General features: G+C 34.9%; 27 protein-coding genes and 1 tRNA gene. 4 read left to right on the plus strand and 24 right to left on the minus strand.

From position 1 onward, the window contains the following. Nucleotides 1-62: 62 nt before the first annotated feature. The 16 genes from murA to PY770_RS04955 form a co-directional block, all read right to left on the minus strand. On the minus strand, nt 63-1325 hold the full coding sequence (gene murA, locus PY770_RS04880) for a UDP-N-acetylglucosamine 1-carboxyvinyltransferase (protein ID WP_275045830.1): 1263 nt from the start codon (nt 1323-1325) through the stop codon (nt 63-65). A gap of 18 nt (nt 1326-1343) precedes the next feature. Next, complete coding sequence (locus tag PY770_RS04885; protein ID WP_014082196.1) at nt 1344-1571, minus strand: DUF1146 family protein; 228 nt, start codon at nt 1569-1571, stop codon at nt 1344-1346. 175 nt (nt 1572-1746) lie between these two features. Then, nucleotides 1747-2169, minus strand: coding sequence for a F0F1 ATP synthase subunit epsilon (locus PY770_RS04890; protein ID WP_275045831.1), 423 nt, complete (start codon nt 2167-2169; stop codon nt 1747-1749). A gap of 12 nt (nt 2170-2181) precedes the next feature. Further along, on the minus strand, nt 2182-3594 hold the full coding sequence (gene atpD, locus PY770_RS04895) for a F0F1 ATP synthase subunit beta (protein WP_275045832.1): 1413 nt from the start codon (nt 3592-3594) through the stop codon (nt 2182-2184). 20 nt (nt 3595-3614) lie between these two features. After that, on the minus strand, nt 3615-4529 hold the full coding sequence (locus PY770_RS04900) for a F0F1 ATP synthase subunit gamma (RefSeq protein WP_163615221.1): 915 nt from the start codon (nt 4527-4529) through the stop codon (nt 3615-3617). Nucleotides 4530-4549: 20 nt separating this feature from the next. Continuing rightward, entirely contained in the window at nt 4550-6076 is a 1527-nt protein-coding gene (atpA, locus tag PY770_RS04905) for a F0F1 ATP synthase subunit alpha (protein WP_275045833.1), read from the minus strand. 31 nt (nt 6077-6107) lie between these two features. Continuing rightward, nucleotides 6108-6653: an ATP synthase F1 subunit delta gene (gene atpH, locus PY770_RS04910; protein WP_014082201.1), complete on the minus strand. Its 546-nt coding sequence runs from the start codon at nt 6651-6653 to the stop codon at nt 6108-6110. Beyond that, a complete protein-coding gene (gene atpF / locus PY770_RS04915; protein ID WP_103450772.1) occupies nt 6640-7155 on the minus strand; it encodes a F0F1 ATP synthase subunit B in 516 nt (171 codons plus the stop codon). The genes atpH and atpF overlap by 14 nt, the downstream gene beginning before the upstream one ends. A gap of 38 nt (nt 7156-7193) precedes the next feature. Further along, nucleotides 7194-7406, minus strand: a complete 213-nt coding sequence (atpE, locus tag PY770_RS04920) for a F0F1 ATP synthase subunit C (RefSeq protein WP_014082203.1) — start codon at nt 7404-7406, stop codon at nt 7194-7196. 19 nt (nt 7407-7425) lie between these two features. Then, entirely contained in the window at nt 7426-8136 is a 711-nt protein-coding gene (gene atpB / locus PY770_RS04925; RefSeq protein ID WP_014082204.1) for a F0F1 ATP synthase subunit A, read from the minus strand. 219 nt (nt 8137-8355) lie between these two features. Continuing rightward, the gene (gene upp / locus PY770_RS04930; RefSeq protein WP_056957496.1) at nt 8356-8982 is read right to left on the minus strand and encodes a uracil phosphoribosyltransferase; all 627 of its coding nucleotides are present in this window, start codon (nt 8980-8982) and stop codon (nt 8356-8358) included. Nucleotides 8983-9069: 87 nt separating this feature from the next. Beyond that, nucleotides 9070-10311: a serine hydroxymethyltransferase gene (gene glyA / locus PY770_RS04935; RefSeq protein ID WP_275045834.1), complete on the minus strand. Its 1242-nt coding sequence runs from the start codon at nt 10309-10311 to the stop codon at nt 9070-9072. 57 nt (nt 10312-10368) lie between these two features. Beyond that, on the minus strand, nt 10369-11388 hold the full coding sequence (locus PY770_RS04940; RefSeq protein WP_103423092.1) for an L-threonylcarbamoyladenylate synthase: 1020 nt from the start codon (nt 11386-11388) through the stop codon (nt 10369-10371). Then, nucleotides 11378-12253, minus strand: coding sequence for a peptide chain release factor N(5)-glutamine methyltransferase (prmC, locus tag PY770_RS04945; protein ID WP_275045835.1), 876 nt, complete (start codon nt 12251-12253; stop codon nt 11378-11380). Before prmC ends, PY770_RS04940 begins: the two co-directional genes overlap by 11 nt. After that, nucleotides 12237-13325, minus strand: coding sequence for a peptide chain release factor 1 (gene prfA / locus PY770_RS04950; RefSeq protein WP_041818112.1), 1089 nt, complete (start codon nt 13323-13325; stop codon nt 12237-12239). Before prfA ends, prmC begins: the two co-directional genes overlap by 17 nt. A gap of 35 nt (nt 13326-13360) precedes the next feature. Further along, nucleotides 13361-13915 carry a thymidine kinase gene (locus PY770_RS04955; protein ID WP_395350390.1) on the minus strand — a complete coding sequence of 185 codons (555 nt, stop codon included), beginning with the start codon at nt 13913-13915 and terminating at the stop codon, nt 13361-13363. 216 nt (nt 13916-14131) lie between these two features. Between PY770_RS04955 and PY770_RS04960 the strand changes: the two genes are divergently transcribed. Continuing rightward, the gene (locus PY770_RS04960) at nt 14132-15484 is read left to right on the plus strand and encodes a Mur ligase family protein (RefSeq protein WP_103428443.1); all 1353 of its coding nucleotides are present in this window, start codon (nt 14132-14134) and stop codon (nt 15482-15484) included. Next, complete coding sequence (locus PY770_RS04965) at nt 15484-16188, plus strand: type 1 glutamine amidotransferase (RefSeq protein WP_103428442.1); 705 nt, start codon at nt 15484-15486, stop codon at nt 16186-16188. The genes PY770_RS04960 and PY770_RS04965 overlap by 1 nt, the downstream gene beginning before the upstream one ends. 199 nt (nt 16189-16387) lie before the next feature. Here PY770_RS04965 and PY770_RS04970 read toward each other — a convergent pair. From PY770_RS04970 to rnz, 5 genes are all read right to left on the minus strand, one after another. Further along, nucleotides 16388-16477, minus strand: a tRNA-Ser gene (locus PY770_RS04970). 36 nt (nt 16478-16513) lie between these two features. After that, nucleotides 16514-17032 carry an adenine phosphoribosyltransferase gene (locus tag PY770_RS04975; RefSeq protein ID WP_041817865.1) on the minus strand — a complete coding sequence of 173 codons (519 nt, stop codon included), beginning with the start codon at nt 17030-17032 and terminating at the stop codon, nt 16514-16516. A 16-nt stretch (nt 17033-17048) separates the two neighbouring features. Continuing rightward, the gene (gene recJ / locus PY770_RS04980; RefSeq protein WP_275045836.1) at nt 17049-19367 is read right to left on the minus strand and encodes a single-stranded-DNA-specific exonuclease RecJ; all 2319 of its coding nucleotides are present in this window, start codon (nt 19365-19367) and stop codon (nt 17049-17051) included. A gap of 20 nt (nt 19368-19387) precedes the next feature. Continuing rightward, nucleotides 19388-19738 (minus strand): lipopolysaccharide assembly protein LapA domain-containing protein, encoded by a 351-nt coding sequence (locus tag PY770_RS04985; protein WP_014082215.1) that lies wholly within the window; start codon nt 19736-19738, stop codon nt 19388-19390. Nucleotides 19739-19740: 2 nt separating this feature from the next. Then, nucleotides 19741-20679 (minus strand): ribonuclease Z, encoded by a 939-nt coding sequence (gene rnz, locus PY770_RS04990; RefSeq protein ID WP_275045837.1) that lies wholly within the window; start codon nt 20677-20679, stop codon nt 19741-19743. Nucleotides 20680-20781: 102 nt separating this feature from the next. Here rnz and PY770_RS04995 point away from each other — a divergent pair, with 102 nt between their 5' ends. Then, nucleotides 20782-21069, plus strand: a complete 288-nt coding sequence (locus PY770_RS04995; protein ID WP_163601196.1) for a hypothetical protein — start codon at nt 20782-20784, stop codon at nt 21067-21069. Nucleotides 21070-21107: 38 nt separating this feature from the next. Here the strand turns inward: PY770_RS04995 and obgE are convergent, their stop codons facing one another. Both obgE and uvrC read right to left on the minus strand, forming a co-directional pair. Then, complete coding sequence (gene obgE / locus PY770_RS05000; RefSeq protein WP_163601197.1) at nt 21108-22418, minus strand: GTPase ObgE; 1311 nt, start codon at nt 22416-22418, stop codon at nt 21108-21110. Nucleotides 22419-22433: 15 nt separating this feature from the next. Further along, nucleotides 22434-24242, minus strand: coding sequence for an excinuclease ABC subunit UvrC (gene uvrC / locus PY770_RS05005; RefSeq protein WP_275045838.1), 1809 nt, complete (start codon nt 24240-24242; stop codon nt 22434-22436). 117 nt (nt 24243-24359) lie between these two features. Here uvrC and PY770_RS05010 point away from each other — a divergent pair, with 117 nt between their 5' ends. Next, nucleotides 24360-24536 carry an SPJ_0845 family protein gene (locus PY770_RS05010; protein ID WP_163601518.1) on the plus strand — a complete coding sequence of 59 codons (177 nt, stop codon included), beginning with the start codon at nt 24360-24362 and terminating at the stop codon, nt 24534-24536. A 36-nt stretch (nt 24537-24572) separates the two neighbouring features. Here PY770_RS05010 and yihA read toward each other — a convergent pair whose 3' ends face one another. Next, a complete protein-coding gene (gene yihA / locus PY770_RS05015; RefSeq protein WP_103428437.1) occupies nt 24573-25160 on the minus strand; it encodes a ribosome biogenesis GTP-binding protein YihA/YsxC in 588 nt (195 codons plus the stop codon). Between the last annotated feature and the right edge of the window lie 14 nt (nt 25161-25174).

Below are 25174 nucleotides of genomic sequence, written 5' to 3' on the forward strand. Positions count from 1 at the left end.
CTTTCAATTCTCAATTTAATAATCAAATTATATCATAGTAATAAAATAAACTATTTTTCTTTTTATTTTACTCTTTTTATATCAGCACCTAATTTACGTAATTTCGCTTCAATATCATAGTACCCTCGATCAAGGTAATTAAGATTAGTAACCGTGGTTTTTCCACTTGCAACTAAACCAGCTAAGATTAGAGCAGCAGCAGCTCTTAAATCAGTCGCTGAAACTTCGGCCCCTTTAAATTGAGTGGGTCCATGCATCACTACGACATTACCCTTAATTTCATACTTAGCATTCATTCTACGGAGTTCATCAAGATGCATAAATCGATTCTCAAACACATTTTCAGTTAAAGTACTTACACCATTAGCAGCAAGCTGTAAAATAGTCATTTGAGGTTGCATATCAGTTGGAAACCCAGGATATGGGGCTGTTTCAACATCAACTGGTTTCAAAACATCTGGACCAATAATTCGAATCCCATTTTTTTCTTGTTTAACTGTAACTCCCATTTCGCGAAGTTTAGAAATAAATGGAACATTGTGTTCTGCAATTGCATCTTCAATTAAAACATTACCTTGCGTTAATGCAGCCGCTGCCATATAAGTTTCTGCTTCGATTCGATCTTGAACCACTGTATGTTCAACACCGTGGAGTGCTTTGACTCCTTCAATTGTAATTGTATCAGTTCCAGCTCCAGAAATTTTTGCACCCATTTGGTTTAGCATTTCAACTAAATCAACAATTTCAGGTTCCCGAGCAACATTTTTAATAACAGTGGTTCCTTTTGCAAGAGTCGCTGCCATCATAACGTTTTGGGTAGCTCCCACGCTAGGAAAATCAAAGTAAATATCAGTACCAATCAATCCATTTGGAGCAGATGCTTCTACGTAACCATCTTGAAGTTCAACATGGGCACCCATCGCTTCAAAGCCTTTTAGATGAATGTCAATTGGACGAGAACCAATTGCACATCCACCAGGAAGTGATACTCGTGCCTTTCCTAGTCGAGCCAATAATGGTCCTAATACGACAATTGAAGCACGCATTTTTGATACATATTCAAATGGTGCTTCTGAAGTTAATTTTCCAGTTGCATCTACTGTAATAATATTATTATTTTCATCAAAGTTAACTTTTGCATGCAAACTTTCTAAAACGTCATTCATAAGATGAACATCTGAAAGAATCGGACTATTAGTTAATACTGATTCACCATCACTAGCTAAAATTGTCGCTGCTAAAATTGGTAAAACTGCATTTTTAGCCCCTTCAATATGCACATTTCCAGTAAGTTTATGCCCACCGTGTAAAATAATCTTTTCCACGAAACTATCCCCTAGGTTTTAAAATAATAAAGTTAAATTTTTTATGTTTTCAATAAATGAAAGAAAAAATGAACTACAAAGGAAACCAATTGCAATTGAAAACATTACAATTAAAACTTTTCCTTGTTTTTCTTGAATTGGTAAAAACCGTTCGAAATGAACTCCTTGTATTGCCCAAAATGCTAAAAGTACAAAAAAAATCTGACATACGACATCAATTAAGGCCTGAATTCCAAAAATATTCATTCTTCTTTTCCCTCCAATTATACCCCTATAATAATATCACAATTATTAAAGAATGTCCTTTATACCAATGGTTTTACAGTTTCTTAATAAAATTAAAAATCAGCAAACAAAAAGCGACTGAATTCTTTTATGAATTCAGTCGCTTAGCATTAGAATAAACTAATGTTATTTTTAATTAATGCTCTGAAATATCAATACGGTTAATCGCTCTTCGTAGGGCAACTTCGGCACGTTTCATAGAATCAGTATCATGAGTCTCATTGGCTTCTTTAAGGTGAGCTTGAGCACGTTCCTTTGCACTTTCAGCACGAGCAACATCAATATCACCTTTAAGTTCAGCACTATCAGCAACAATAGTTAGCTCATTATTAGAAAATTCAACAAATCCGCCATTTATAGCTAAAATATCAGAATTTTCTGCAGACTTAATTTGCGCAGAACCAATTTTTAAAGAAGCAATCACTGGAATGTGATTAGCCATAATACCTAATTCACCTGATTGTGTCTGAACAACTGCAAGTGAACATTTATCATTTGAATATACTTCACCATCAGGAGTAACGATACTAACGGTTAACACTGAACTATTATCAGCCAATTAGAACCCTCCTTATTTGTTGGCTCCTTGTTTAGATTCGTTGTATTTAGCAACTACATCTTCAATTGGGCCACAGTTTCTGAAGAAATCTTCAGGTATTTCATCGTACTTACCTTCTAAAATACCTTTAAATCCTGCAACAGTATCCTTAACAGGTACGTATTTACCAGGAACTCCAGTAAATGTTTCAGCAACAGAGAAAGGTTGTGATAAGAAGAATTGAATTCGACGAGCACGACCAACAATGATCTTTTCTTCTTCAGATAATTCATCCATCCCTAAAATTGAGATAATATCTTGAAGTTCACGATATCTTTGTAATTCGCGTTGTACTTCACTAGCTACCTTAAAGTGTTCATCACCAACAATGTTGGGATCTAAAGCAGATGATGTTGATGCTAAAGGATCAACGGCTGGATAGATACCTTGTTGAGTTAATGAACGTTCCAAGTTAGTGGTTGCGTCCAAATGGGCGAATGTGGTTGCAGGAGCAGGATCGGTATAATCATCAGCTGGAACATAAACAGCTTGAATAGAAGTAATTGCACCCTTTTTAGTTGATGTAATTCGTTCTTGAAGTTGTCCCATTTCAGTTGCTAACGTTGGTTGATAACCTACGGCAGATGGAATACGACCTAACAAAGCTGAAACTTCACCACCTGCTTGAGTGAATCGGAAGATGTTATCAATGAATAATAGCACATCTTTACCTTCTTCATCACGGAAGTATTCAGCTAATGTTAATCCTGTCAATGCAACACGCATCCGGGCACCAGGTGACTCGTTCATTTGTCCATACACCATGGCGGTTTGTTTCAATACTCCGGAACCTTTCATTTCGAAGTACATATCGTTACCTTCACGAGTTCTTTCACCAACTCCGGTAAAGACTGAAATTCCGTTATGACCTTGGGCAATATTGTGAATTAGTTCTTGAATTAAAACGGTCTTACCAACTCCGGCACCACCGAACAATCCAACTTTACCACCTCGAATATAAGGGGCAAGTAAATCAATAACTTTGATACCAGTTTCAAGGACTTCAGTTGATGGATTAATTTCATCAAACTTCGGTGCTTGACGATGAATTCCCCATCGTTCAGCATCCGGTCCAAATTGTGGTCCACCATCAATGGTTTCACCTAAAACGTTAAATACTCGACCTAGAGTGTCATTACCAACAGGAACTTCAATTGGAGCTCCTGTATTTTCAACTTCCATTCCACGACGTAAACCATCAGTTCCGTCCATGGCAATTGTTCTAACTACTCCATCACCTAATTCAAGTGCAACTTCAGTAACTAAGACGTCGTTTTCACCTTTTTTAACTTTAAGAGCGTCGTTGATTTTTGGTAATTCACTATCTAAGGGAAACTCAACGTCGACAACCGGTCCAATAACTTGTACAACTTTACCAGTACTCATTATGCGTTAATTCCTCCTCTTTAGTGATTCAATGCTTCCTGACCACCAGTAATTTCAGTGATTTCAGTAGTAATAGCAGCTTGTCTAGCTCTATTGTATTTTAATTCCAAACTTGAAATTAAATCGCCAGCATTATCTGTAGCAGCTTTCATTGCCATTGAGCTTGAAGAATGCTCGGCAGTTTTTGCATCTAAGATAGCTCCATAAACCAAACTTTCAGCATATTGTGGCAAAATAGCTTCTAATACTTCTTTTTCAGAAGGTTCGACGTCATATTCAGCTGATAAAACTTCTGTCTTAACAGCTGATCCGGCACCATTTGCACCGTCCATACTTTCTTCAACAGCTTCACGGTCCATTGGGAACAATTTTTGTGCTTTAAAATCAGAACGAATCCGATTTACAAAGTGATTGGAACAAACGTATAGTTCAGTAAAGACACCATCTTCGTACATCTGACTAATTGCTTTAACAATTTCCTTAACTTCACTAAACGTTGGAATATCAGAAACACCACGATATTCGTAAGCAACATCAGCACCATTTTTTTTATAGAAATCAGCACCATTACCCCCAACTGCAAGGATTAAATAATCTGCTTTGTTCGGAGTATGCTTTTCGATGAAGCGATTAGTTCCACGAATTGCATTACTATTGTAGCTTCCAACCATTCCACGATCCGATGTAATCACTAAGTATGCTGTCTTAGACTTACTACTATCAGCACTTGAAGGTTTTTGGTTGTCTAACATATGAGTATTAGCAATGTGCATCACAACTGACTTAATCTTAGAAACATATTGATCATATGTTTTTGTTTGACCTTGGATTTGGTTTAACTTAACCGTTTGAACCATTTCCATTGCTTCCGTGATTTTACGAGTACTTTTTGTTGATGCAATTCGATGCTTAACTTCATTCATTGATTCAACCATGACTATGACCTCCCTTCAAGTTATTTAGCTTCTTCATCTTTAACTGATGGTTGGAAAATGTTTGCGAATTCTTCAATTGCTTTATCCATATCAGCTTGTTCTGGTAATTTACCAGTGTCTTTAATTTGTTTCAATAAATCAGCATGTGAATCATCGAAATAACTAAAAATTTCAGCTTGATATCTTAGTACATCATCTACTGGTAACTTATCTAAGTAACCATGTGTCAAACAGTAAAGAATCAAAACTTGTTTTTCAACTGGAATTGGATCATGAAGTTTTTGTTTCAAAACTTCAACCGTTCTAGCACCACGATCCAACTTAGACTTAGTAGCTTCATCAAGATCTGAACCAAATTGAGCAAATGATTCAAGTTCATGATAAGAAGCCAAATCAATTCGTAAAGTACCAGCAACTTTCTTCATGGCAGGAATTTGAGCATCTCCACCAACCCGAGAAACAGAAGTTCCGGCATCAACAGCTGGACGATCACCAGCATAGAACATGTCAGCATTCAAGAAAATTTGACCATCAGTAATTGAAATTACGTTGGTTGGAATATAAGCGGAAACATCTCCGGCAAGAGTTTCAACAATTGGTAAGGCAGTCATTGAACCACCACCAAGTTTATCACTCAATTTAGCGGCACGTTCTAGTAAACGTGAGTGGGTATAGAAAATATCACCAGGATAAGCTTCACGACCAGGAGGACGTCTCAAAATCAATGAAAGTTCACGATAAGCATTAGCTTGTTTAGTTAAGTCATCAAAAACGATTAAAACAGACTTACCTTTATTCATGAAGTATTCACCCATTGTTGCACCAGCATAAGGAGCTACGTATAACAATGGAGCTGGTTCTGAAGGACCTGCTGAAACAACGATTGTGTAATCCATTGCTCCAAATTTGTTTAAAGTATCAACTTGTTGTAAAACAGTTGAATCTTTTTGACCAATAGCAACGTAGATACAAATCATGTCTTGATCTTTTTGGTTCAAAATTGTATCAATTGCAATTGAAGTCTTACCGGTTTTACGGTCACCGATAATCAATTCACGTTGACCTCGACCAATGGGAACTAAAGCATCAATAGCTTTAATTCCAGTTTGAAGTGGTTGATCAACTGATTGACGTTGCATAATACCTGGAGCCTTGTGTTCAATTGGTGCAGTTTGGGTAGTATCAATATCACCTTTACCATCAATTGGTTGACCTAAAGCATTAACAACACGTCCAACCATAGCATCACCAACAGGAACTTCCATGATACGTCCGGTACGTTTTACTGTATCGCCTTCACGAATTCCAGTGTAATCACCTAAAATAACGATCCCAACATTGTTAGTTTCAAGGTTTTGCACCATTCCGTAAACTCCGTTTTGGAATTCAAGCAATTCACCAGATAAGGCGTTATCAAGACCATAAGCACGAGCAACACCATCACCAAGATATGTAACAATACCAGTCTCGTCTACAGTAAGGTCATCTTTATAGCCTTCTAATTGTTTTCTAATTAGAGCACTGATTTCTTCAGCCTTAATGCTCATAAAAGTTTCACCTCTTTATTGAAAGATATCATTATTTTAATAATAACCGCTTTACTTGTTCAATCTTAGTACGAATACTTCCATCAAACACCACGTCCGATGATCTAAGAATTACACCACCGATAATATCTGGATTATTTTTTGTAGACAATTCAACTTTTTTAGCATTAATTCGTTTACCGAATGACTTAGCTAAATTATCCTTTTCAGTATGACTTAATGGAATTGCAGTAGTTGCTTCTGCTTTTACAATTCCATGTTTTTCATTATATAAATTATTAAATTCATCAATAACTGCACCCAAATCATTAATACGATGATATTCGAATAACATGTTAATCAAATTTTTTACGTATTGTGAAGAAACGCTAGCAACCAAAGGATTTAATAATGATTCTTTTTGCTTACCATCCAAAGCAACTCCGCTTAACGCAATTTCCAATTCTGGATCTGCACGAAGTACTTCTTGAAGCGCATTCAATTCTGCTTTGGCAGTGTCAACCTCGTTGTCACTAGCTAAAGCTTCATAAAGCGCTTTTGAATAACGTTTGGCAACATCAAGCTTAGTTAGACTCATTATTACCCAACCCTTCAATATAAGAATCAATTAATGCCTTTTGATCATCAGCATTTAAGCTCTTCTTAATGATTTTGGAAGCAATTTCAATAGATAAATCTGCTACGTCATTTTTAGAATCGGCGAGAGCATCTTTCTTTTGTTGCTCAATATCTGCTTGTGCTTTTTCTTTAAGCGATTGAGCATCTGAACGAGCTTCTTCGATAATTGAATCACGACGCTTGTCACCTGTTTGTTGAGCTTTATTAATGATTTTGCCAGCTTCTTCTTGTGAATTAGCAAGTGCATCTTGGCGTTGTTTTTCTAAGTCAACTGCTTTATTTCTTGCTTGCTCAGCTGTATCAATATCATTTGAGATTTTGTCAGCACGATCTTGCATCATTTTTGTAACCGGTTTCCAAGCTACAACTTTGATACCAAACATTAAAATAAGAAATAAAACCGCATAAAATAGTGCATCACCAATGTTAAATTCAGCTCCAACAATTAAATGTGTAAACATCTATTGACACCTCCTTTTTCAAAAGTAGAAAAACGTTACTACTTGTTCATTACTAACATAGCAATAACGAAGGCTAAGATAGGCATAACTTCAATCAAAGCAACCCCAATGAACATGTTAGTTCTTAAAGTGTTTGAAAGTTCTGGTTGACGAGCCATCCCTTCAAGCATCTTAGAAATTAAAATTCCGTCACCAATACCGGCACCAATAGCGGCACCACACATAGCGATTCCTGCTGCAATAAGACCCATGAGTAAATCCTCCTATTTTTTATTCCTCAACAACTAGTTTGTGAGCAACATATACACATGATAAAGTTACAAAAACATAAGCTTGGATACAACCAATGAAGACTGAAAAACCTTGCCAAGCTAATTCTAATGGAGAAGAAACTAAAATCATTCCAACTCCACCAGAAAAGGCCATTTTAGCAATCAATCCTGCTAATAGTTCACCAGCAAATATATTACCATACACCCGAATACCCAAAGTTAAGAAATTAGTCAACTCTTCCATCAAGTTAATTGGTAACAAGTATGAAATAGGTTGCATATAGGTTTCAAAATGTTTTTTGTACCCGAGTTTCTTAACACTTGAATATTGTGCAATCAACAATGACATTAAAGCAAAAGCCATTGCTACAATTGGGTCTGCGGTCGGACTTTTAACATAAACCACTCCGCCAACTTCAATATGTAAAAACAATCCCAAAAGATTAGAAATTAATATGAAGTAGAAAAGTGTAAATGCCCAAAGCCCATAATCCTTGGTTGAACCGCTTGGCATTGTAGACTTAATAATTCCATTAGTAAAGTCAATCATATACTCTAAGAAATTTTGTTTTCCTTTTGGTTTCAATTGAATTTTTCGCGAACAATAGAAAACTAATCCGAAAACAATTAAAGCCACAACAATACCAGAAATCATATTTCCAACGTTAAAGGTTAACCCAAACAATTGGAAAGTACGAGTCTTGTCCACAATATATCACCTCTTTTTTCCTTTCATTTTAGTGAACGGTAAGGAAAATAGATGCAGTAACTTACCACCCATTCTAGAATGTAATTAAAAAAATCACAATCTAAAATCATTAGAATTTTACCACTGTCTTAATTATAATTCAAAGGCAAATACTTCAATTTTTAATATTTCTTTAAAATATAAAAAAGTAGAAGTCAGATAACTTTTACTTAATTCTAATTATTTAGTCCCAAATAAACGATCTCCAGCATCACCAAGACCAGGAACAATGTATCCATTTTCAAGTTTATCATCTAAAGCAGCCGCGTAGATATCAATATCTGGATGAGCTTCTTCAAGTGCTTTAACCCCTTCTGGAGCAGATACTAAACAAACAAATTTAATGTTTTTAGCGCCACGTTTTTTTAGGGCATCAATTGCCATGATAGCTGACCCACCAGTAGCGAGCATTGGATCAACAACTAAAACTTCACGATCACTAATATCTGATGGCAATTTGCAGAAATATTCATGTGGTTCCAAGGTATCTTCATCACGGAACATTCCAATATGACCAACTCGAGCACTTGGAAGTAAATCTAAAATTCCATCAACCATTCCAATTCCGGCACGAAGAATTGGCACAATTGCAACTTTTTTACCAGCTAATTCTTTAGCATGAGCTGTTCCCATTGGTGTTTCAATGTCAACATCTTTTAAAGGCATATCGCGAGTTACTTCAAAAGCCATTAAATTAGAGATTTCGTTAACTACTTCACGAAATTCATTTGTTCCAGTGTTCTTATTTCTAATAATACTTAATTTATGTTGGATCAATGGATGATCCATAATGTGAAATTTACCCATACCAAACACACTCCTCTTTTTTATATTATTTTAACACATTACTACTCTTTATCTAGTAATTAGGTGAGTTGCACACATTACTACTCTTTATCTAGTAATTGGGTAAGTTGCACACATTGCCTCAACTTCAGTTTTAACTTCATTCAAAGCGGTTTGATTATCATAGTTTTCAATTGCTTTAATAATTAAATCTGCAACTTTACGTGAATCTCCTTCACCAAATCCACGAGACGTAATCGCTGGAGTTCCAATTCGAACTCCACTAGTGACAAATGGACTTAATTTTTCGTTAGGAAGAGCTTCTTTGTTAGTCGTAATTTTTACAGAATCTAATAAATTTTGGGCTTCTTTTCCATTTAATTTAGTTTTAGTTAAATCAATGGTCATCAAATGATTATCCGTTCCACCAGAAACCACTCTAATAGTTCCTGATTTTTCAAATTCATCTGCCATTGCTTGAGCATTCTTAATCACTTGTTTTGTATAATTTTTAAATTCAGGTTGCAAATCTTCGTAAAATGCGGATGCTTTACCTGCAATCACATGTTCAAGTGGACCACCTTGAGAACGTGGGAAAACAGCAGAATTTAATTTTTTAGCATTTTCAGCTTGTGAAAGAATCATTCCTCCGCGAGGACCACGAAGGGTTTTGTGAGTAGTCGTGGTAACTACATCCGCAATTCCAACTGGATTTGGATGTAGACCAGTTGCCACTAATCCAGCAATATGGGCAATATCTACCATTAAATATGCTCCAACCTCATCTGCAATCTTACGAAATGCGTTCCAATCAATAATTCGACTGTATGCTGAAGCTCCCGCAACAATCATTTTAGGATGAACTTCATGAGCAATTTTACTAATTTCGTCATAATCAAGTAGTTCAGTCTCATGATTCAAACCATATGAGTAGGATTTATAAATTTTACCTGAAAAACTAACTTTTGCACCGTGAGTCAAGTGACCTCCAGCATTCAAATCCATTCCTAAAATAACATCGCCGGGCTTTAAAAAAGCAGCATAAGCGGCTTCATTTGCTTGCGACCCAGAATGTGGTTGAACATTCACGTATTCAGCACCAAATAGTTCTTTAGCTCGGTTAATCGCTAAATTTTCAACAATATCAACATCTTCACAACCACCATAATAACGGTGACCAGGATAACCTTCAGCATATTTATTAGTTAATACAGATCCTTGTGCTGCTCTAACCGCATTAGAAACGATGTTTTCTGACGCAATTAATTCAATGGTCGTTTCCTGTCGTTGTTTTTCAGCTGCAATAGCATCCCATAATTCTGGATCATCTTTCAAATAATCATAACTCATACCGCTTTACCTCACTTTTAAATTGGGGAATTGTTTAAATAAAATTGCTTATTCAAATTATACTTGGTCAAAATGCTTTTGCCCAGCGGATTTGCTCAAGCGATTCATATATGCCTCACCCAAACCTTCATTGGAGAAGCCCTGAGCTAGAATCGTCTTGATTTTTGGATTCAAATCGAACTCACGTAATCCTGCAAAGAGTAAATGGCTAGCTGATTTAATGTCCATACCAAGACTAAAAATTTTAGTATTCTTAGGCCAATTATTGTTAGTAATCACATCATCGGTGGCTAAAATTCCTACCATGTTTTTTTGTGATTGAATCCATTCAATCACTTTTTCCCATTCATGTTTTTCATCGACAATCTGAACGTCAGCACTAGGAGAATAATGTGTGTACTTCATTCCTGGTGCCTTGGGAATATCATTTTTGCCCACTTTCTTTTCTGAATCATCAACTTTACCAATCACTTCTTCAATCTTTGCTTGAGTTACTGCTCCTGGTCGAAGAATAGCTGGCGTTTTTGTCGACATGTCAATCACTGTAGATTCAACTCCAACTTCAGTTGCACCGGCATCTAAAATTCCAGCAATCTTACCATGTAAGTCATGATAAACGTGTTCAGCTAAAGTGGGACTTGGTTTTCCAGAAGTATTTGCTGAAGGGCCTACTAAAGGAACCCCTGCTGTTTTAATTAAATCAATTGTAGCTTGCTTATCTGGATTTCTGAAGGCAGCTGTATCTAAACCACCCGTAACTTTTTTCGATAAAGCATTAGGCTTAAGCTTCAAAATGATGGTCAATGGACCTGGCCAAAACGCTTTAATCAATTTCTTGGTTTTTTCATCGAGTGGTAAAGCATACTTTTCAACTGTTTTTACATCGGCAACGTGAACAATCAAAGGATTATCACTAGGACGACCTTTAGCCTTATATACTTTTTCAACCGCATCAACGTTTGTAGCATCTGCCCCTAATCCATATACCGTTTCAGTTGGAAATGAAACTAAATTTCCCCGTTTAATTTCTGCTGCAGCCTGATCAATTTGATTAGGTTTAAATATTTTAGTTTCCATTATTATTCTCCTTTAAATCCATTTTAATCATACGATCATGGCCAGCTAAATCTTGCCGTAAAATAGTATCAGCCGTTTTATAACTATCTTCTAATAACTTAATAACTGACTGTCCTTGATGAAATCCAATTTCTAAATATAATGAACCACTATCAGTTAAATAATTTCCAGCCTCTTTAGCTAAACGTTCATAGATAAAGAGCCCCTCATGTTTAGCAAAGAGCGCTAATTGGGGTTCGTAGTCGATTACATCTTGATCCATCAATCTTTTTTCATCATAAGCAATATATGGAGGATTTGAAACAATTACATCAAATTTTTTACCAGCAAATTTTGCTAATAAATCACTTTCAACAAAATTAATTTTAACACCATTGAGTTGCGCATTTGATTTAGCAACTTTTAAAGCATCCGTCGAAATATCCGATGCCGTAATTTGCCAATCAGGTCGTTGCCTTTTTAATGAAATTGCAATTGCACCACTTCCAGTCCCAATATCCAATACTTTCAGTGGTTGCTTAGAATAATCTGCTAAAATCCATTCAACCAATTCTTCCGTTTCTGGTCGTGGAATCAAAACGTTTTGATCAACTTTTATCGGATAACCATAAAAATAAGTTTTTCCAATAATATATTGAGCTGGCTCACCATTAATTAAACGATTAACGTTATTAATAAATTCTTCACGTTCTTTTACCGTCATCTTAGTTCGATAATTACGTAATAGAGTGGTTAGATCCCAGTTCATTTGATTTAACAATAAAAATTGAACTTCATCATTTTCAATATTTTTATCCTTTATACACAAAGAAGCCCATTTTAGGGCTTCAAAGAATGTGACATCTTGCTTAAGCTTCGTTGTCATTTAAGTGCTCCATTTTTTCTGCTTGATCAGAAACAATCAATGCATCAATGATTTCACCTAAATCGCCGGCCATCACTTTATCTAATTTGTTTAGTGTCAAACCAATTCGGTGATCGGTCACACGGTTTTGTGGATAGTTGTAAGTTCGAATTCTTTCAGAACGGTCACCTGTTCCAACGGCCGACTTACGTTGAGCATTATATTGATCTTCTTCTTTTTGCTTATAATAATCATAAACCCGAGCCTTCAAAACGTTCATTGCTTTAACCCGGTTTTGTTGTTGTGATCGTTCGTCTTGCATGGCAACCACAATTCCGGTTGGCAAATGGGTCATCCGAACAGCTGATGAAGTTTTGTTAATATGTTGTCCACCGGCTCCTGAGGAACGATAAACATCGGTCCGAATATCACTTGGATCAATTGTAATATCAACGTCTTCTTCTTCAGGCATCACGCCAACCGTAGCTGTCGAAGTATGTACTCTTCCAGCCGATTCAGTTTCGGGAACTCGTTGAACTCGGTGAGCACCATTTTCAAATTTGAGCTTAGAATAAACGTTATCACCAGTAATCATCAATACAATTTGTTTAAAGCCCCCAACTTCAGTTGGAACCTCATCAATAACTTGAACTTGCCAACCTTGAGTTTCGGCATACTTAACGTACATGTTGTACAAATCGCCAGCGAATAAACTAGCTTCGTCTCCCCCAGCTGCTCCATGGATTTCCATGATAATATTCTTATCATCATTTGGATCCTTAGGAATTAACATGATTTTTAATTTTTCTTCCAGTTCCGTTTTTTGTTCTTCTAAATCAGAAATTTCGGCTTTTACCATTTCATTCATATCATCATCAAGTTTTTCTTTAAGCATTTCTTGATCATCATTGAGTGATTCCGTCACTTCTCGATATTTTTTATATGTTTCAACGGTCTCACGTAAATTACCCTCTTCTTTAGATAATTTCATGAATCGTTTTGTATCTGAAATAACTTCAGGATCACTGATTAACTCATTAACTTCTTCGTAACGGTCAGAGACAGATTGTAACTTATCAAAAATCTGATCCATTTTATTATCGGCCATTTTACTCCTCTTTCTTTCATTTATTGTTTAGGTGGATGATTATAATGTTCTCGACAAACAGGATAATATGATTCATTGCCTCCCATTACAACTTGTTCGCCCTCATAAACTGGTTTTTTATCATGAAAACGAAGATTCATTGTGGCTTTTTTTTCACAGAACCAACAAATGGTCTTCATTTCCTCTAGCTTATCAGCATAAAGTAAGAGATACTTTGATCCCTCAAACAACTGATTTTGAAAATCGTTTTTTAGTCCAAAAGCCATTACCGGAATATCTAATTCATCTACGACTTGAGCCAACTCTTTAATATGATGTTTTTCTAAAAATTGTGCTTCATCAATTAAAATACAACTCACTCGATCATTAATTTCACTTAATCGATTTTGGACTAGTTGCATTGCATTTGCATCTGGTTTAATCGCGATTGCAACTCTTTCTAAACCAATTCGAGACGCAATTGTGCCCTCTTTTTCTCGTGTATCTAAAGCACTCGTCATTAGAATAACTTTTTTGCCCTGTTCCTCGTAGTTATGTGCTACCTTAATAATTTCAAATGACTTTCCACTATTCATGGCGCCATAACGAAAGAAAAGTTGTGCCAAAATATCACCTTTTTCTATAAAATACTCTTAGTTTTATTATAGCTAATTTTTTATCTTTCTGCATTCGTAATTTAGAATTGTTAATATAACGTAAAGATATCTCTAATTTTAGTTTAGTTGTCGGTTTTATGCTAAAATCAAAAGTATTGGATTGTAAAATATTTTAAACTAAGGATGTGAGCGTTAATGACTTTTAAGAGTGATATCGCAACTCTAGCAGGAAAATCTTCATATTGGTTTTTACATACCTTTATGGGTGGTGGAAGTTCTTTACCAGGTAAAATCACCACTAAGATTGACCCAAATGTGTTAACCGAACTTGGAAAAAACTACGATGTAATTATTGTTAGTGGAACCAACGGAAAAACACTTACTACTGCATTAATCGTGCAAGTATTAAAAGAAAAATACAACGAAATCTTAACCAACAAAAGCGGTTCAAACATGATTCAAGGAATTGTTTCTACCTTTCTTGAAGCTAAAAAACCACGCAATGGGCAAAAACCAATTGCCGTTATTGAAGTTGATGAAGCAAACGTTAAGTTAATTGTTGAACAAATTAAACCAAAAATGTTTGTTTTAACCAATATTTTCCGAGATCAACTTGATCGATATGGTGAAATTTATACGACATATCAAAAAATTCTTGATGGAATTGAATTAGATCCCAGTGCAACCGTAATTTCAAATGGTGATGAACCAATTTTCAATTCAGTTGAACTTCCTAATCCACAAATTTATTATGGATTTGAAAATCAACCAGCATCTGGCAATTTTAAAGCTCATGCAAATACTGACGGGATTATTTGTCCCATTTGTCATCACATTTTACATTACCACTATTTAATTTATGCTAACTTGGGTGATTACTTCTGTCCTAACTGTGGTTACCATCGTCCAGAATTAAAGTACAAAGTTACCAGTGTTGAAAATCAAACTCCAGTTGAATCAAAGTTTGATATTGACAATCATCAATATCAAATCAGTGTGGGTGGAACCTACAATATTTACAATGCCTTAGCTGCCTATGCAGTTGGTCGTGAATTAGGAGTTACTCCAGAACAGATTAAGCATTCTTTCGATGCTAATGAAAGAATTTTTGGACGCCAAGAAGAAATTCATATTGGCGATAAAGATGTCACAATTATTTTAGTTAAAAATCCGGTTGGAACTAATCAAGTGATTGATTTGCTAACTACTGAAAATGAACCATTTTCGTTTATGGCATTGCTAAACGCTAATTATGCTGATGGAATTGATACTAGTTGGATTTGGGATGGTGAATTCGAAAGATTACCAAAGATGAACATTCAACAGTTTGAAACTGGAGGTTCTCGCTACAAAGATATTACTTTCCGTCTAAAAGTTGCTGGTGTGCCTGATGACAAACATATCGTCCAACCAGATTTAGAAAAAGTGGTTGATGATATTAAAAAAATGCCAACTAAAAAGGTTTATATCTTAGCAACCTATACTGCAATGATGCAAGTTAGATCTATTTTAGCTAAGCGTGGTTACATTAAAGGAGGACAAAACTAATGACAATGAGTATTAGAGTTGCTCATCTTTATGGTGACTTAATGAACACTTATGGTGATATTGGAAATATCTTAGCCCTTCAATTCTATGCTAAACAAATTGGTGTGGAAGTTACCTCTGATATTGTTTCTTTAGAAGAGGACTTTAAAGCAGATGACTATGATTTTGTTGTCTTCGGTGGTGGCCAAGATTTCGAGCAAACTGTTGTGGCAGATGATATTCAATCTAAAAAAGCTGAATTAATTAAGTTTATTGAAGCTAACAAACCATTTGTTGCTGTATGTGGTGGTTATCAAATGCTTGGTAAATATTACGTTGATGCTAAAGGTCAAAAATTACCTGGAATTGAAGCCATGAACCATTATACTGAGCAACAACATGACCATCGTTTTATTGGTGATGTTGTCATCGAAAATGAAAAAAACGGTAATAAATATCATGGTTTTGAAAATCATCAAGGAATCACATTCTTAGGTGAAGATGAACATCCGCTTGGAAAAGTATTGCAAGGATACGGTAACAATGGTCAAGACGGTACTGAAGGTGCTGTTCATAAAAATACAGTTGGAACTTATTTCCATGGACCAATTATGGCCCGTAATGGTAACTTCGCTAAATACATGTTGTTCCAAGCTCTTCAAAACAAATATCCTGATACAGACTTTACTGAAATGAAAAAACAAGTTAAAACTTACGAATATTAAAAAATAGACCTGAATTTTGAATTAATTCGGGTCTATTTTTTTGTAAACAAAAAAGGTCACCGGTAGGGACCTTTTTGCTGGAAAAGAGTAGTTTCGTTATTTTATAACATATTGAGTATACCATAAGAATTATAGTTTTCAAGAATTAGAAAATTAATATCATACGGGATTATTAGGAAACATCTCATCAAAAATAAAAAGGAGGATACAGGATTTGAACCTGCGCGCCAAGTATAAGCTTGGTTCGCCGGATTTCGAGTCCGGTGCATTACCACTCTGCCAATCCTCCATACTAAACTACTTAGACGTATCTAAGTAGTTTTTTTTAATATTTCATTAAACTAAGAATATCGTACCCTTTTAGTTTATCACGACCATGGAGTTTTGTTAATTCAACTAAGAATGCAGTACCAACTACCACACCACCAAGATCTTCAATTAATTTGATTGTAGCAGCTAAAGTTCCTCCAGTTGCTAATAAATCATCAGTAACGAGTACTTTTTGACCTTGTTTAATTGCATCTTCATGAAGATAAAGCGCAGATTGCCCATATTCCAGTCCATAAGTTTCTTTAACTGTCTTACCAGGGAGTTTCCCTTTCTTACGTGCAGGAGCAAACCCAATGCCTAATTCATATGCAACCGGACATCCAACAATAAATCCACGGGCTTCTGGTCCTACAATTACCTCTGCACCAATTTTTTTAGCGTAATCAACAATTTCATTTGTAGCTTGCTTATATGCTTCTCCATTTTCTAATAAGGGAGAAATATCACGAAAAAATACACCTGGTTCTGGAAAATCAGGATAACTAGCTACGTAATCTTTTAAATTAAGTGCCATCGTTTGGTACTTCCTTTCACTGCTTATTTTGCATTTCTTGAATTAAATTAATTAATGCGTTTTGGTTTAAACTAATCAGTTGATTCTCAAGTTCAATTTCTTGTTCTCGTTGTTTATATGTAGACGCGCTACTTAATGGATGCTTATTAGGATTATCAACCTTATTCATTATTCCATCTTGAATGGTTACAAAACCTAATTCATCAAAAACTTTAATCATAAATACTAAAGAAGTCTGATCAATTTTTAAATCTTTACACATTTCTTTTAAATGCTGGTTTAATTTTACATTTTGATGAACATTAACGAACTTAAATAGTTTAGCATATTGTTCTCGTTTTGGCATACCAAATGATCTAAGTTGTTGAGGTTTATATAGATATAATACTATTTCATGTGCATCAATTTTATTAATTAACGTTTTAAAATCATCTATATTCTTAGGACAATCAACAATGATTATTTTTTTATGTGGATTTTTCGAGTCAATCTGATTTGCTAATATTGCTGTAGACTCATCATTTAAATAACCGGTTAATTTATTTTTCAATTTTTCGTTAAAGAAAACATATTCACCAGGTTGCTTAAACATTTGTTGTACTAACTTATTGGTACGTTGATCAATCACAACACAACCGTCTACTTTTAAGTCGTCAACCATAATTTGTAAATTAGTTCGACCACGAAATTCATTTTTACCTAAAGTTCCAGCAACCTTTAAATTATTAGATAATTTTTGGATTTCTCTTAACTCAGAACCAACTCCAAAATCAATTGCTCCAATTTTACTATGATAACCTAGAATTTCAAATTTTAAATGAGATTTATCAGCACCAATTACTGAAATACTACTGAGATTATTAGGTTTAATTGCAAATTCTGGTTTTGGATTATCAACTCCAAAGGGACTTAAAACGGACAAATCTTCATAAAGATGATCGTTAATATCATCCGCATTAACTTCATAATCAATGATTAAAATCGGCTTGTGATTAATATCTAATTTTTCTTCAGTTGCTACTTGTTCTATATTATTAGACACCTCTTTAATCTTATCTAATGATATCGTTAATCCCACTGCCATTTCATGACCACCAAAAGCAACCATTTGGTCACGGCTTCGATCTAAGGCTTTAAATAAATCAAATCCAGCAATACTTCGTCCTGAACCTTTAGCAACTCCAGTAGTTTCATCTATTCCTAATACAACAGTTGGTTTATGATATTTGTCAGAAATCCGACTAGCAACAATTCCTAAGACGCCAGTTTGCCAAGCTTTTCCAGCAATTATTAAGATCTTACGCTTTAAGTTTTCCGGGGTCTCAGCTTGTTGTTCCGCTTCAACCGCTATTTGAGCCACTAATTCTTTTCGTTGTTCATTTTTCTTTTCAGTTATTTTAGCTAACTTATCTGCTTGAACTTCGTCATTGGTAGTTAAAAGTTCAACACCAGAAGATGCATCCCCCATTCGACCTAAAGCATTCAAAGAAGGTGCGATTTTGAATCCAATATCTTCTTCACTAATTTTAGGTAATTTTAATTTTGCGTGCTTAATTAATGATTTTAACCCCGGTCTTTCAGTCAAATGAATTACATTTAGTCCAAATTGAACTATAGCACGGTTTTCACCTGTCATTGATACCAAATCAGCAACTGTTCCAATTGCCGCTAAATCAATTTTTTCTTGTGGAATTTCATCATTAAGCGCCGTTGCAACTTTAAATGCAATCCCTGCACCTGATAAATACTTAAATGGATAATCAGGACTTAAATCTGCATGCACAATTGCATATGCATTAGGCAATTTTTGGGGCAATTCATGATGATCAGTAATCACTACATCACACCCAAGTTTATTTGCTTCTTCAATTGCATCAAATCCAGATACTCCATTATCAACAGTCACAATTAAAGTTGTTCCGTCAGAAATAATCTTTCGATAGGCATCAATATTTGGCCCATATCCGTCATCAAACCGGTTAGGGATATAGTAATTAACGTTCGCACCAATTTCCTGTAAAGTTTCATACATAATTGATGTACTAGTTAGCCCATCTGCATCATAATCACCATAAATTGTAATTTTTTCGCCTTCTGATACTGCCATTTGAATTCTTTCAACAGCTTTATCCATATCATGAAGCAAAAAAGGATCATATAAATCAGAAGTATCTGGACTCAAAAAATGACGAATTTTATCTGAATTATCATATCCACGATTAATCAATAATTGGGCGATTAATTGGCTGATGCCAAGTTGAGAAGCTAGGTCTTCAATTTGCTTTGGTTTCGCGTGATTAGCTTTAATTTGCCAATCATATTTAGAAGATAACACTGCTCAACCTTCTTTCAGTTTTATTTTTCTTCATCTTCATTATCAGAGTTTTCCTCAGTAACTTGTTTTTCATCTTTTACTTCAGTTTCCACTCCAATTTTTGCTTCTAATTCTTCAATTTTGCTTTGAAGTTGTTTAATTTCTTTTAAATTAGCTTTATTTTGACGATTGTTTTTGAATGATGAAATTGATGAAAAAAGAAAAATAAGCAAAGCACCTAAAAGTAAACTTACAAGTACAATTAAAATTAGTGGCATCTTGATAGTTGCAAATCCAAAATTAACTGCTGTGTCTTCCATGTTTAATAAAACAAAAATTGCAATTAAAATTACAATTAACAAACTTGAAATTACATAAACTTGTTTTTTCATTTTTAATCTTCTTTCTTTTCAAATGGAATATCAATAAAATCAAAATCTTTAACAACTTTAGTATTGGGGAAAATTTCACGTGCTTGCTTTTGCAATTCACGTGCCATTTTAGCCGTATAACGTGCTGATATATGTGTTAACAACAACCGCTCAACTCCACTTGATTTCGCCATAATGGCGGCTTGTACGTTGGTAGAATGATAATAATTACGAGCTAGCTTAGCCTCTCCTTTACCAAAAGTACTTTCATGAACAACTACGTTTGCATTTTGTGAAAGTTTTTGAATGTTTGGTGTCTTACGTGTATCACCTAAAATAGTTACAATTCGACCCTTTTGTGCCGGTCCAATGTACTCTTTTCCATCAATCACGCGCCCATTTGAAAGTTGAACTGTCTCGCCTTTTTTTAATTTACCATAAATTGGACCAGCTGGAATATCATCCGCCTTTAATTTATCAACCATTAATTCACCTGGATGACTATGTTCAACGACACGATATCCCCAAGATTCAACTTGATGTTCTAATTTTGCAGCAATCACTGTAAATTTTGGTCCTTCATAAATTATTCCTGGTTCATCAAGATCAACATAATTAATTTTGTAACCCAATTTAGTTTGTGAAACTCTAAGTGATACTTGAACAAATTCTTTAATTCCTTTTGGACCATATATTGTAAGCGGTTCGTCTCCGCCTTGAAATGACCGACTTGAAAGTAAGCCTGGTAATCCAAAAATATGATCACCATGAAGATGGGTGATGAAAATTTTATTGATTTTTCGTGGTTTTAAAGTCGAACGCAAAATCTGTTGCTGGGTTCCTTCCCCACAATCAAACAACCATACCTCATTAATTTCATCAAGTAAGCGTAACGCAACACTTGAAACATTTCTAAACTTACCGGGAACTCCTGCCCCTGTTCCAAAAAACTCTAACTGCATATTTTCTACCGTTCCTTCTAGGAAGCATTCTTTTAATTTAAATTCGTATAATCTGCTATATAATTATTGTAGCATAAGAAAAGTGCCAAAAATAGAAATCAGGTGATTATCATCAAACTTAGTGAGTTCAAAGTTTCTTCACAAGATTTAGATCGAGCAAGAACAATTTTCATCCAAAATCAATCGACTATTTGCCCAGTCACTAATTTAAGCATTAATAAACAAAAATTAATTTTAGGGTCGGGAAAAAAACAAAAACCACTAAACCTTAATCAGGTTAATCAGCAAACCATGAAATTCGACAAGAATCTCATACTTTATCTTGACAAACCTGAAAAACTAAGAATTTTTGGTTATCGTTTAGAAAACAATCAAATCATTTTCGGCTAAAAAAGTAGTTAACAACATTGGTTAACTACTTTTTTCTTTTAATCCATATAAGTAAAAGTGAAATCTAAAATACCAACTAAATCACCATCTTTTGCACCAGCAGCACGAAGCGCATCATCAACGCCCATTCCTCTTAACTGACGAGCAAAACGCATCATACTTTGATTATGATCTGTATTGGTCATCTGGAATAGTCGTTCAATTTTTTTACCAGTTAACATCCAAACACCGTCTTCATCACGATGAATTTCAAATGGTTTTTCTTCTTCCTTAGCAGTGTAAAGAACATCACCATCGTTATCTTCTTGAAGTTGACCTTCTTCCACAAATGGAATCTGAGGAGTTTTAGATAATAAATCACCAGTATCTCTAATCAATTGGTCTAGCCCTTGATGAGTAACTGATGAAATTGCGTCTACTCTAATTGCAATTTTATCATCATGCTCTTTTAGTTCTTTTTTAAATTTTTCAAGATTTTCTTCTGATCCTGGTAGATCCATCTTCGTTGCTACAATGATTTGAGGACGTTTCAACAATGACTCATCAAAATCACCAAGTTCTTTGTTAATTTTAACATAATCATCATATGGGTCTCTGCCCTCATTACCACTCATATCAACTAAATGGAGGATTACTCGAGTTCTTTGAATGTGACGTAAAAACTCAAATCCGAGCCCAACACCTTGAGAAGCTCCTTCAATTAATCCAGGTAAATCGGCAATTACGAAATCATTTCCATCATCATTACGAACAATTCCAAGATTAGGAACTAACGTCGTAAAATGATATTCCGCAACTTTAGGTTTTGAACTGGTAATTGTACTTAGTAAAGTTGATTTACCAGCAGATGGAAAGGCAACTAGACCAACATCTGCTAATAAACGAAGTTGTAAATTAACTTGTAACTCTTCACCAGGTTCACCATTTTCAGCAATTTCTGGAGCTGAGTTTTTCGCAGTTGCAAAGTGGGTATTCCCACGTCCCCCACGACCACCACGAGCAATCACTGCTTTATCACCTGGCTTAGTTAAATCAGCAATTACTTTGTCATTTGCTGTATCAAAAATTGTTGTTCCTTCTGGGACACGAATAATTAAATCATCGGCACTGGCACCTGTCATTCGTTTATTTCCACCATTACCACCATTTTGGGCTTTAAATAATTTTTTATACTTAAAATCCATTAGGGTGCTCATTCCAGGATCAACTGTGAAGACAACGTTTCCCCCACGACCTCCGTCACCACCTGAAGGTCCACCATTTGGAACATATTTTTCGCGACGGAAACCAACCATCCCATCGCCACCCTTACCGGCTTTAACATTAAATTTAACTCGATCTACAAACATATTTTCTCCGTTCTATTACATCTTACGCATTACTGCTTTGGGTTTCGAATTTTGGAAAGTGAGCACAATCGTTTGCGCCACTGTTTTTGAAATTCCTAATTCCTGTAAATCAGGAACACTTGCTGCTTCAATATTTTTCATAGAACCAAAATGACGCATCAATTTATTTTTCGTCTTTGGTCCTACACCTTTGATACTGTCTAACCTTGAAGTCATTGAATTTTTACTGTGTAAATCATGATGAAAATTAATTACAAATCGATGCACTTCATCTTGAATTCGTTGGACTAAATAAAAAGCCTGGCTTTTGGGATTTAGATAAATATGTTGATCATCATCACCAAATAATAAATCAGCGGTTTTATGTTTATCATTTTTTACCATCCCAGCAACTGGAATATTTAGGTTTAATTCATTTTCTAACACATCTTTAACTGCATTCATTTGAATAACCCCACCATCCATTAAAATCAAATCGGGCATTTCAGCATGTTCTTTTAATAGTCTGGTGTACCGACGGCGTACAACTTCACGAGTACTTGCAGCTTCATCCGCATGGTCAACTGTTTGAAGTTTATACTTACGATAGTTCTTTTTATTGGGTTTCCCGTCTTCAAAGGTTACCATTGCAGAAACTAAATCAGCCCCATCAATATGAGAATGATCAAAAGCTTCAATACGATGAAGAGAAGGTAAATCCAAGGCTTTACTTAATTCTTCCATAGCTCCAGTGGTCTTACGACGATTCATTTCTAATAGCCTAAACTTCTCATCTAAGACATATTTAGCGTTTTCACGTGCCATTTTAAGCAGCGCTCTCTTTTGTCCTCTAACCGGAGTTCTTGCAGGAATATCAGTTAACTTTGTAATCACATCTGTATCAATTGTACCAGGAACTAAAATCTCACGTGGTTTTACTTGTCCCTGTTGCTTATAAAATTGAACAATAAAGTTTGTCATTTCTTCTTCTGGAGTACTTAAAATTGGAAAAAGACGCTTAGTTCTTTTCATTAGTCGTGCTTGACGAATATAGAAAACTTGAATTGATAACCAACCATTATGAGCATAATAATTGAAAACATCACGTTGTGTATAATCATGTGAAATAATTTTTTGTTTTTCTACTGTAGCTTCAATGTAATGGAGCTGGTCCCGTAATTCAGCAGCCCGCTCATACTCCATTTTATCAGAAGCATCCTTCATGCGCTTTTTTATAATTCGTTTAGCATTTGCCACATTTCCATTCAAGAATGATTTAATCTTCTTGATTTGTTCATTATACTCTGATTCAGGAACATCTTTAAAGCATGCTCCCAAACATTGACCCATGTGGTAATAAAGACAGGCCCGTGATTGCCGCCCGTTACAACGGCGAAGTGGGTACATTTTTTGTAAAAAATGCATGGTTTCATCAGCTGCATAAACATTTGGATAAGGACCATAATAAAAGGCACCATCTTTTTTAACATAGCTAGTTACTTGAATTTGGGGATCTCTTTCATTAGTTATTTTAATGTACGGATAACCGGTATTCCCATTTTTTAACCGAACATTATAATATGGACGATATTTTTGAATTAAGGTTATTTCTAGCAGAAAAGATTCTTTATCAGTATCTGTAATAATCGTTTCGTAATCCGCAATATTTTCAACTAACTTTGCCCGTCTACCATACTGTTTACTTTTAAAATATGATCGAACCCGATTTTTTAAATTTTTTGATTTACCCACATAAATAACTTTTCCTTCATCATCTTTCATGATGTAAACTCCCGGTTTTTCAGGTAAAAGTTTTAATTTATTTTCGATATGTTCAGATGCCATATTGGTCCTCCTTCCGTTTTTATCCATTACCTAAATTATAATGACTTTAAGTCAACTTGTATAACTAAATGACAATTAATCAACTTTTTGCTATGATGTAGCAAAGGAAGTGATGAAATGGGTTTACACATTAATAAACAAGCAGACTTAGACGCCATGTTAAATAAATTTGCCAAATTCAACCCTAAAAACAGTTCAAATTCTAATCAAGTTGAAAGCGAAAAAGAAATTGAAGATAAACAAATTGAAGCTAAAGAAAGAAATAAATTTTTTAAGCGTGACCAATCTAAATAAACACAAAATCAGCTGTTAATTTAACAGCTGATTTTTTTACGCTTTAATTTTATTTTCAATCCAATTCCAAATCTGGTCTTTACCTACTTTAGTTTTAGCAGAAAACATCACTAATTCTTCATCGGGTTTTAATTGTAATTTATTACGTAAGATTGTTTCTTGGTGCTTAAATTTACTCTTAGAAATTTTATCAACTTTGGTTGCTACGTATAATACTGGAATATTATAGTATTCTAACCAATCTCGCATTTGTAAATCAAATTCAGTTGGTTCATGACGACCATCGATTAAACTAATTACTCCTCGCAAAGTATCACGTTGAGTTAGATAAGTTTCAATCATGCTGGCCCATTTTTCACGTTCTGTTTTTGAAACTTTAGCATACCCATAACCAGGGACATCAACAAAGTATAACTTATGATTAACTTCATAAAAGTTCAAAGTTTGTGTTTTACCAGGTTGTCCTGAAGTATGTGCGTAATCACGCCGATTAATTAATACATTAGTTAATGATGATTTCCCCACATTAGACCTTCCCAAAAGACCAATCTCTGGATAACCAGTTTTGGGATATTGTTTTGGATCAACGGCACTCATGACTAAGTCTACATCGGTAACATTCATTGTGTTTTCTCCAT

Source organism: Fructilactobacillus sanfranciscensis, from assembly GCF_029023685.1.
Classification (GTDB): Bacteria; Bacillota; Bacilli; order Lactobacillales; family Lactobacillaceae; genus Fructilactobacillus; species Fructilactobacillus sanfranciscensis.

Bases quoted from the DNA above. Each gene is read 5' to 3' on its own strand.
- PY770_RS04985 (WP_014082215.1), bottom strand. From the start codon at position 19,738: ATGAAAAAACAAGTTTATGTAATTTCAAGTTTGTTAATTGTAATTTTA.
- yihA (WP_103428437.1), bottom strand. From the start codon at position 25,160: ATGAATGTTACCGATGTAGACTTAGTCATGAGTGCCGTTGATCCAAAA.
- prfA (WP_041818112.1), bottom strand. From the start codon at position 13,325: ATGGATCAGATTTTTGATAAGTTACAATCTGTCTCTGACCGTTACGAA.
- uvrC (WP_275045838.1), bottom strand. From the start codon at position 24,242: ATGGCATCTGAACATATCGAAAATAAATTAAAACTTTTACCTGAAAAA.
- rnz (WP_275045837.1), bottom strand. From the start codon at position 20,679: ATGCAGTTAGAGTTTTTTGGAACAGGGGCAGGAGTTCCCGGTAAGTTT.
- upp (WP_056957496.1), bottom strand. From the start codon at position 8,982: ATGGGTAAATTTCACATTATGGATCATCCATTGATCCAACATAAATTA.
- obgE (WP_163601197.1), bottom strand. From the start codon at position 22,418: ATGTTTGTAGATCGAGTTAAATTTAATGTTAAAGCCGGTAAGGGTGGC.
- PY770_RS04900 (WP_163615221.1), bottom strand. From the start codon at position 4,529: ATGGTTGAATCAATGAATGAAGTTAAGCATCGAATTGCATCAACAAAA.
- PY770_RS04965 (WP_103428442.1), top strand. From the start codon at position 15,484: ATGACAATGAGTATTAGAGTTGCTCATCTTTATGGTGACTTAATGAAC.
- PY770_RS04975 (WP_041817865.1), bottom strand. From the start codon at position 17,032: ATGGCACTTAATTTAAAAGATTACGTAGCTAGTTATCCTGATTTTCCA.
- atpD (WP_275045832.1), bottom strand. From the start codon at position 3,594: ATGAGTACTGGTAAAGTTGTACAAGTTATTGGACCGGTTGTCGACGTT.
- PY770_RS04955 (WP_395350390.1), bottom strand. From the start codon at position 13,915: ATGAATAGTGGAAAGTCATTTGAAATTATTAAGGTAGCACATAACTAC.
- PY770_RS04960 (WP_103428443.1), top strand. From the start codon at position 14,132: ATGACTTTTAAGAGTGATATCGCAACTCTAGCAGGAAAATCTTCATAT.
- atpE (WP_014082203.1), bottom strand. From the start codon at position 7,406: ATGGGTCTTATTGCAGCAGGAATCGCTATGTGTGGTGCCGCTATTGGT.
- PY770_RS04885 (WP_014082196.1), bottom strand. From the start codon at position 1,571: ATGAATATTTTTGGAATTCAGGCCTTAATTGATGTCGTATGTCAGATT.
- PY770_RS04940 (WP_103423092.1), bottom strand. From the start codon at position 11,388: ATGGAAACTAAAATATTTAAACCTAATCAAATTGATCAGGCTGCAGCA.
- glyA (WP_275045834.1), bottom strand. From the start codon at position 10,311: ATGAGTTATGATTATTTGAAAGATGATCCAGAATTATGGGATGCTATT.
- prmC (WP_275045835.1), bottom strand. From the start codon at position 12,253: ATGACAACGAAGCTTAAGCAAGATGTCACATTCTTTGAAGCCCTAAAA.
- atpH (WP_014082201.1), bottom strand. From the start codon at position 6,653: ATGAGTCTAACTAAGCTTGATGTTGCCAAACGTTATTCAAAAGCGCTT.
- PY770_RS05010 (WP_163601518.1), top strand. From the start codon at position 24,360: ATGGGTTTACACATTAATAAACAAGCAGACTTAGACGCCATGTTAAAT.
- atpF (WP_103450772.1), bottom strand. From the start codon at position 7,155: ATGTTTACACATTTAATTGTTGGAGCTGAATTTAACATTGGTGATGCA.
- atpA (WP_275045833.1), bottom strand. From the start codon at position 6,076: ATGAGCATTAAGGCTGAAGAAATCAGTGCTCTAATTAGAAAACAATTA.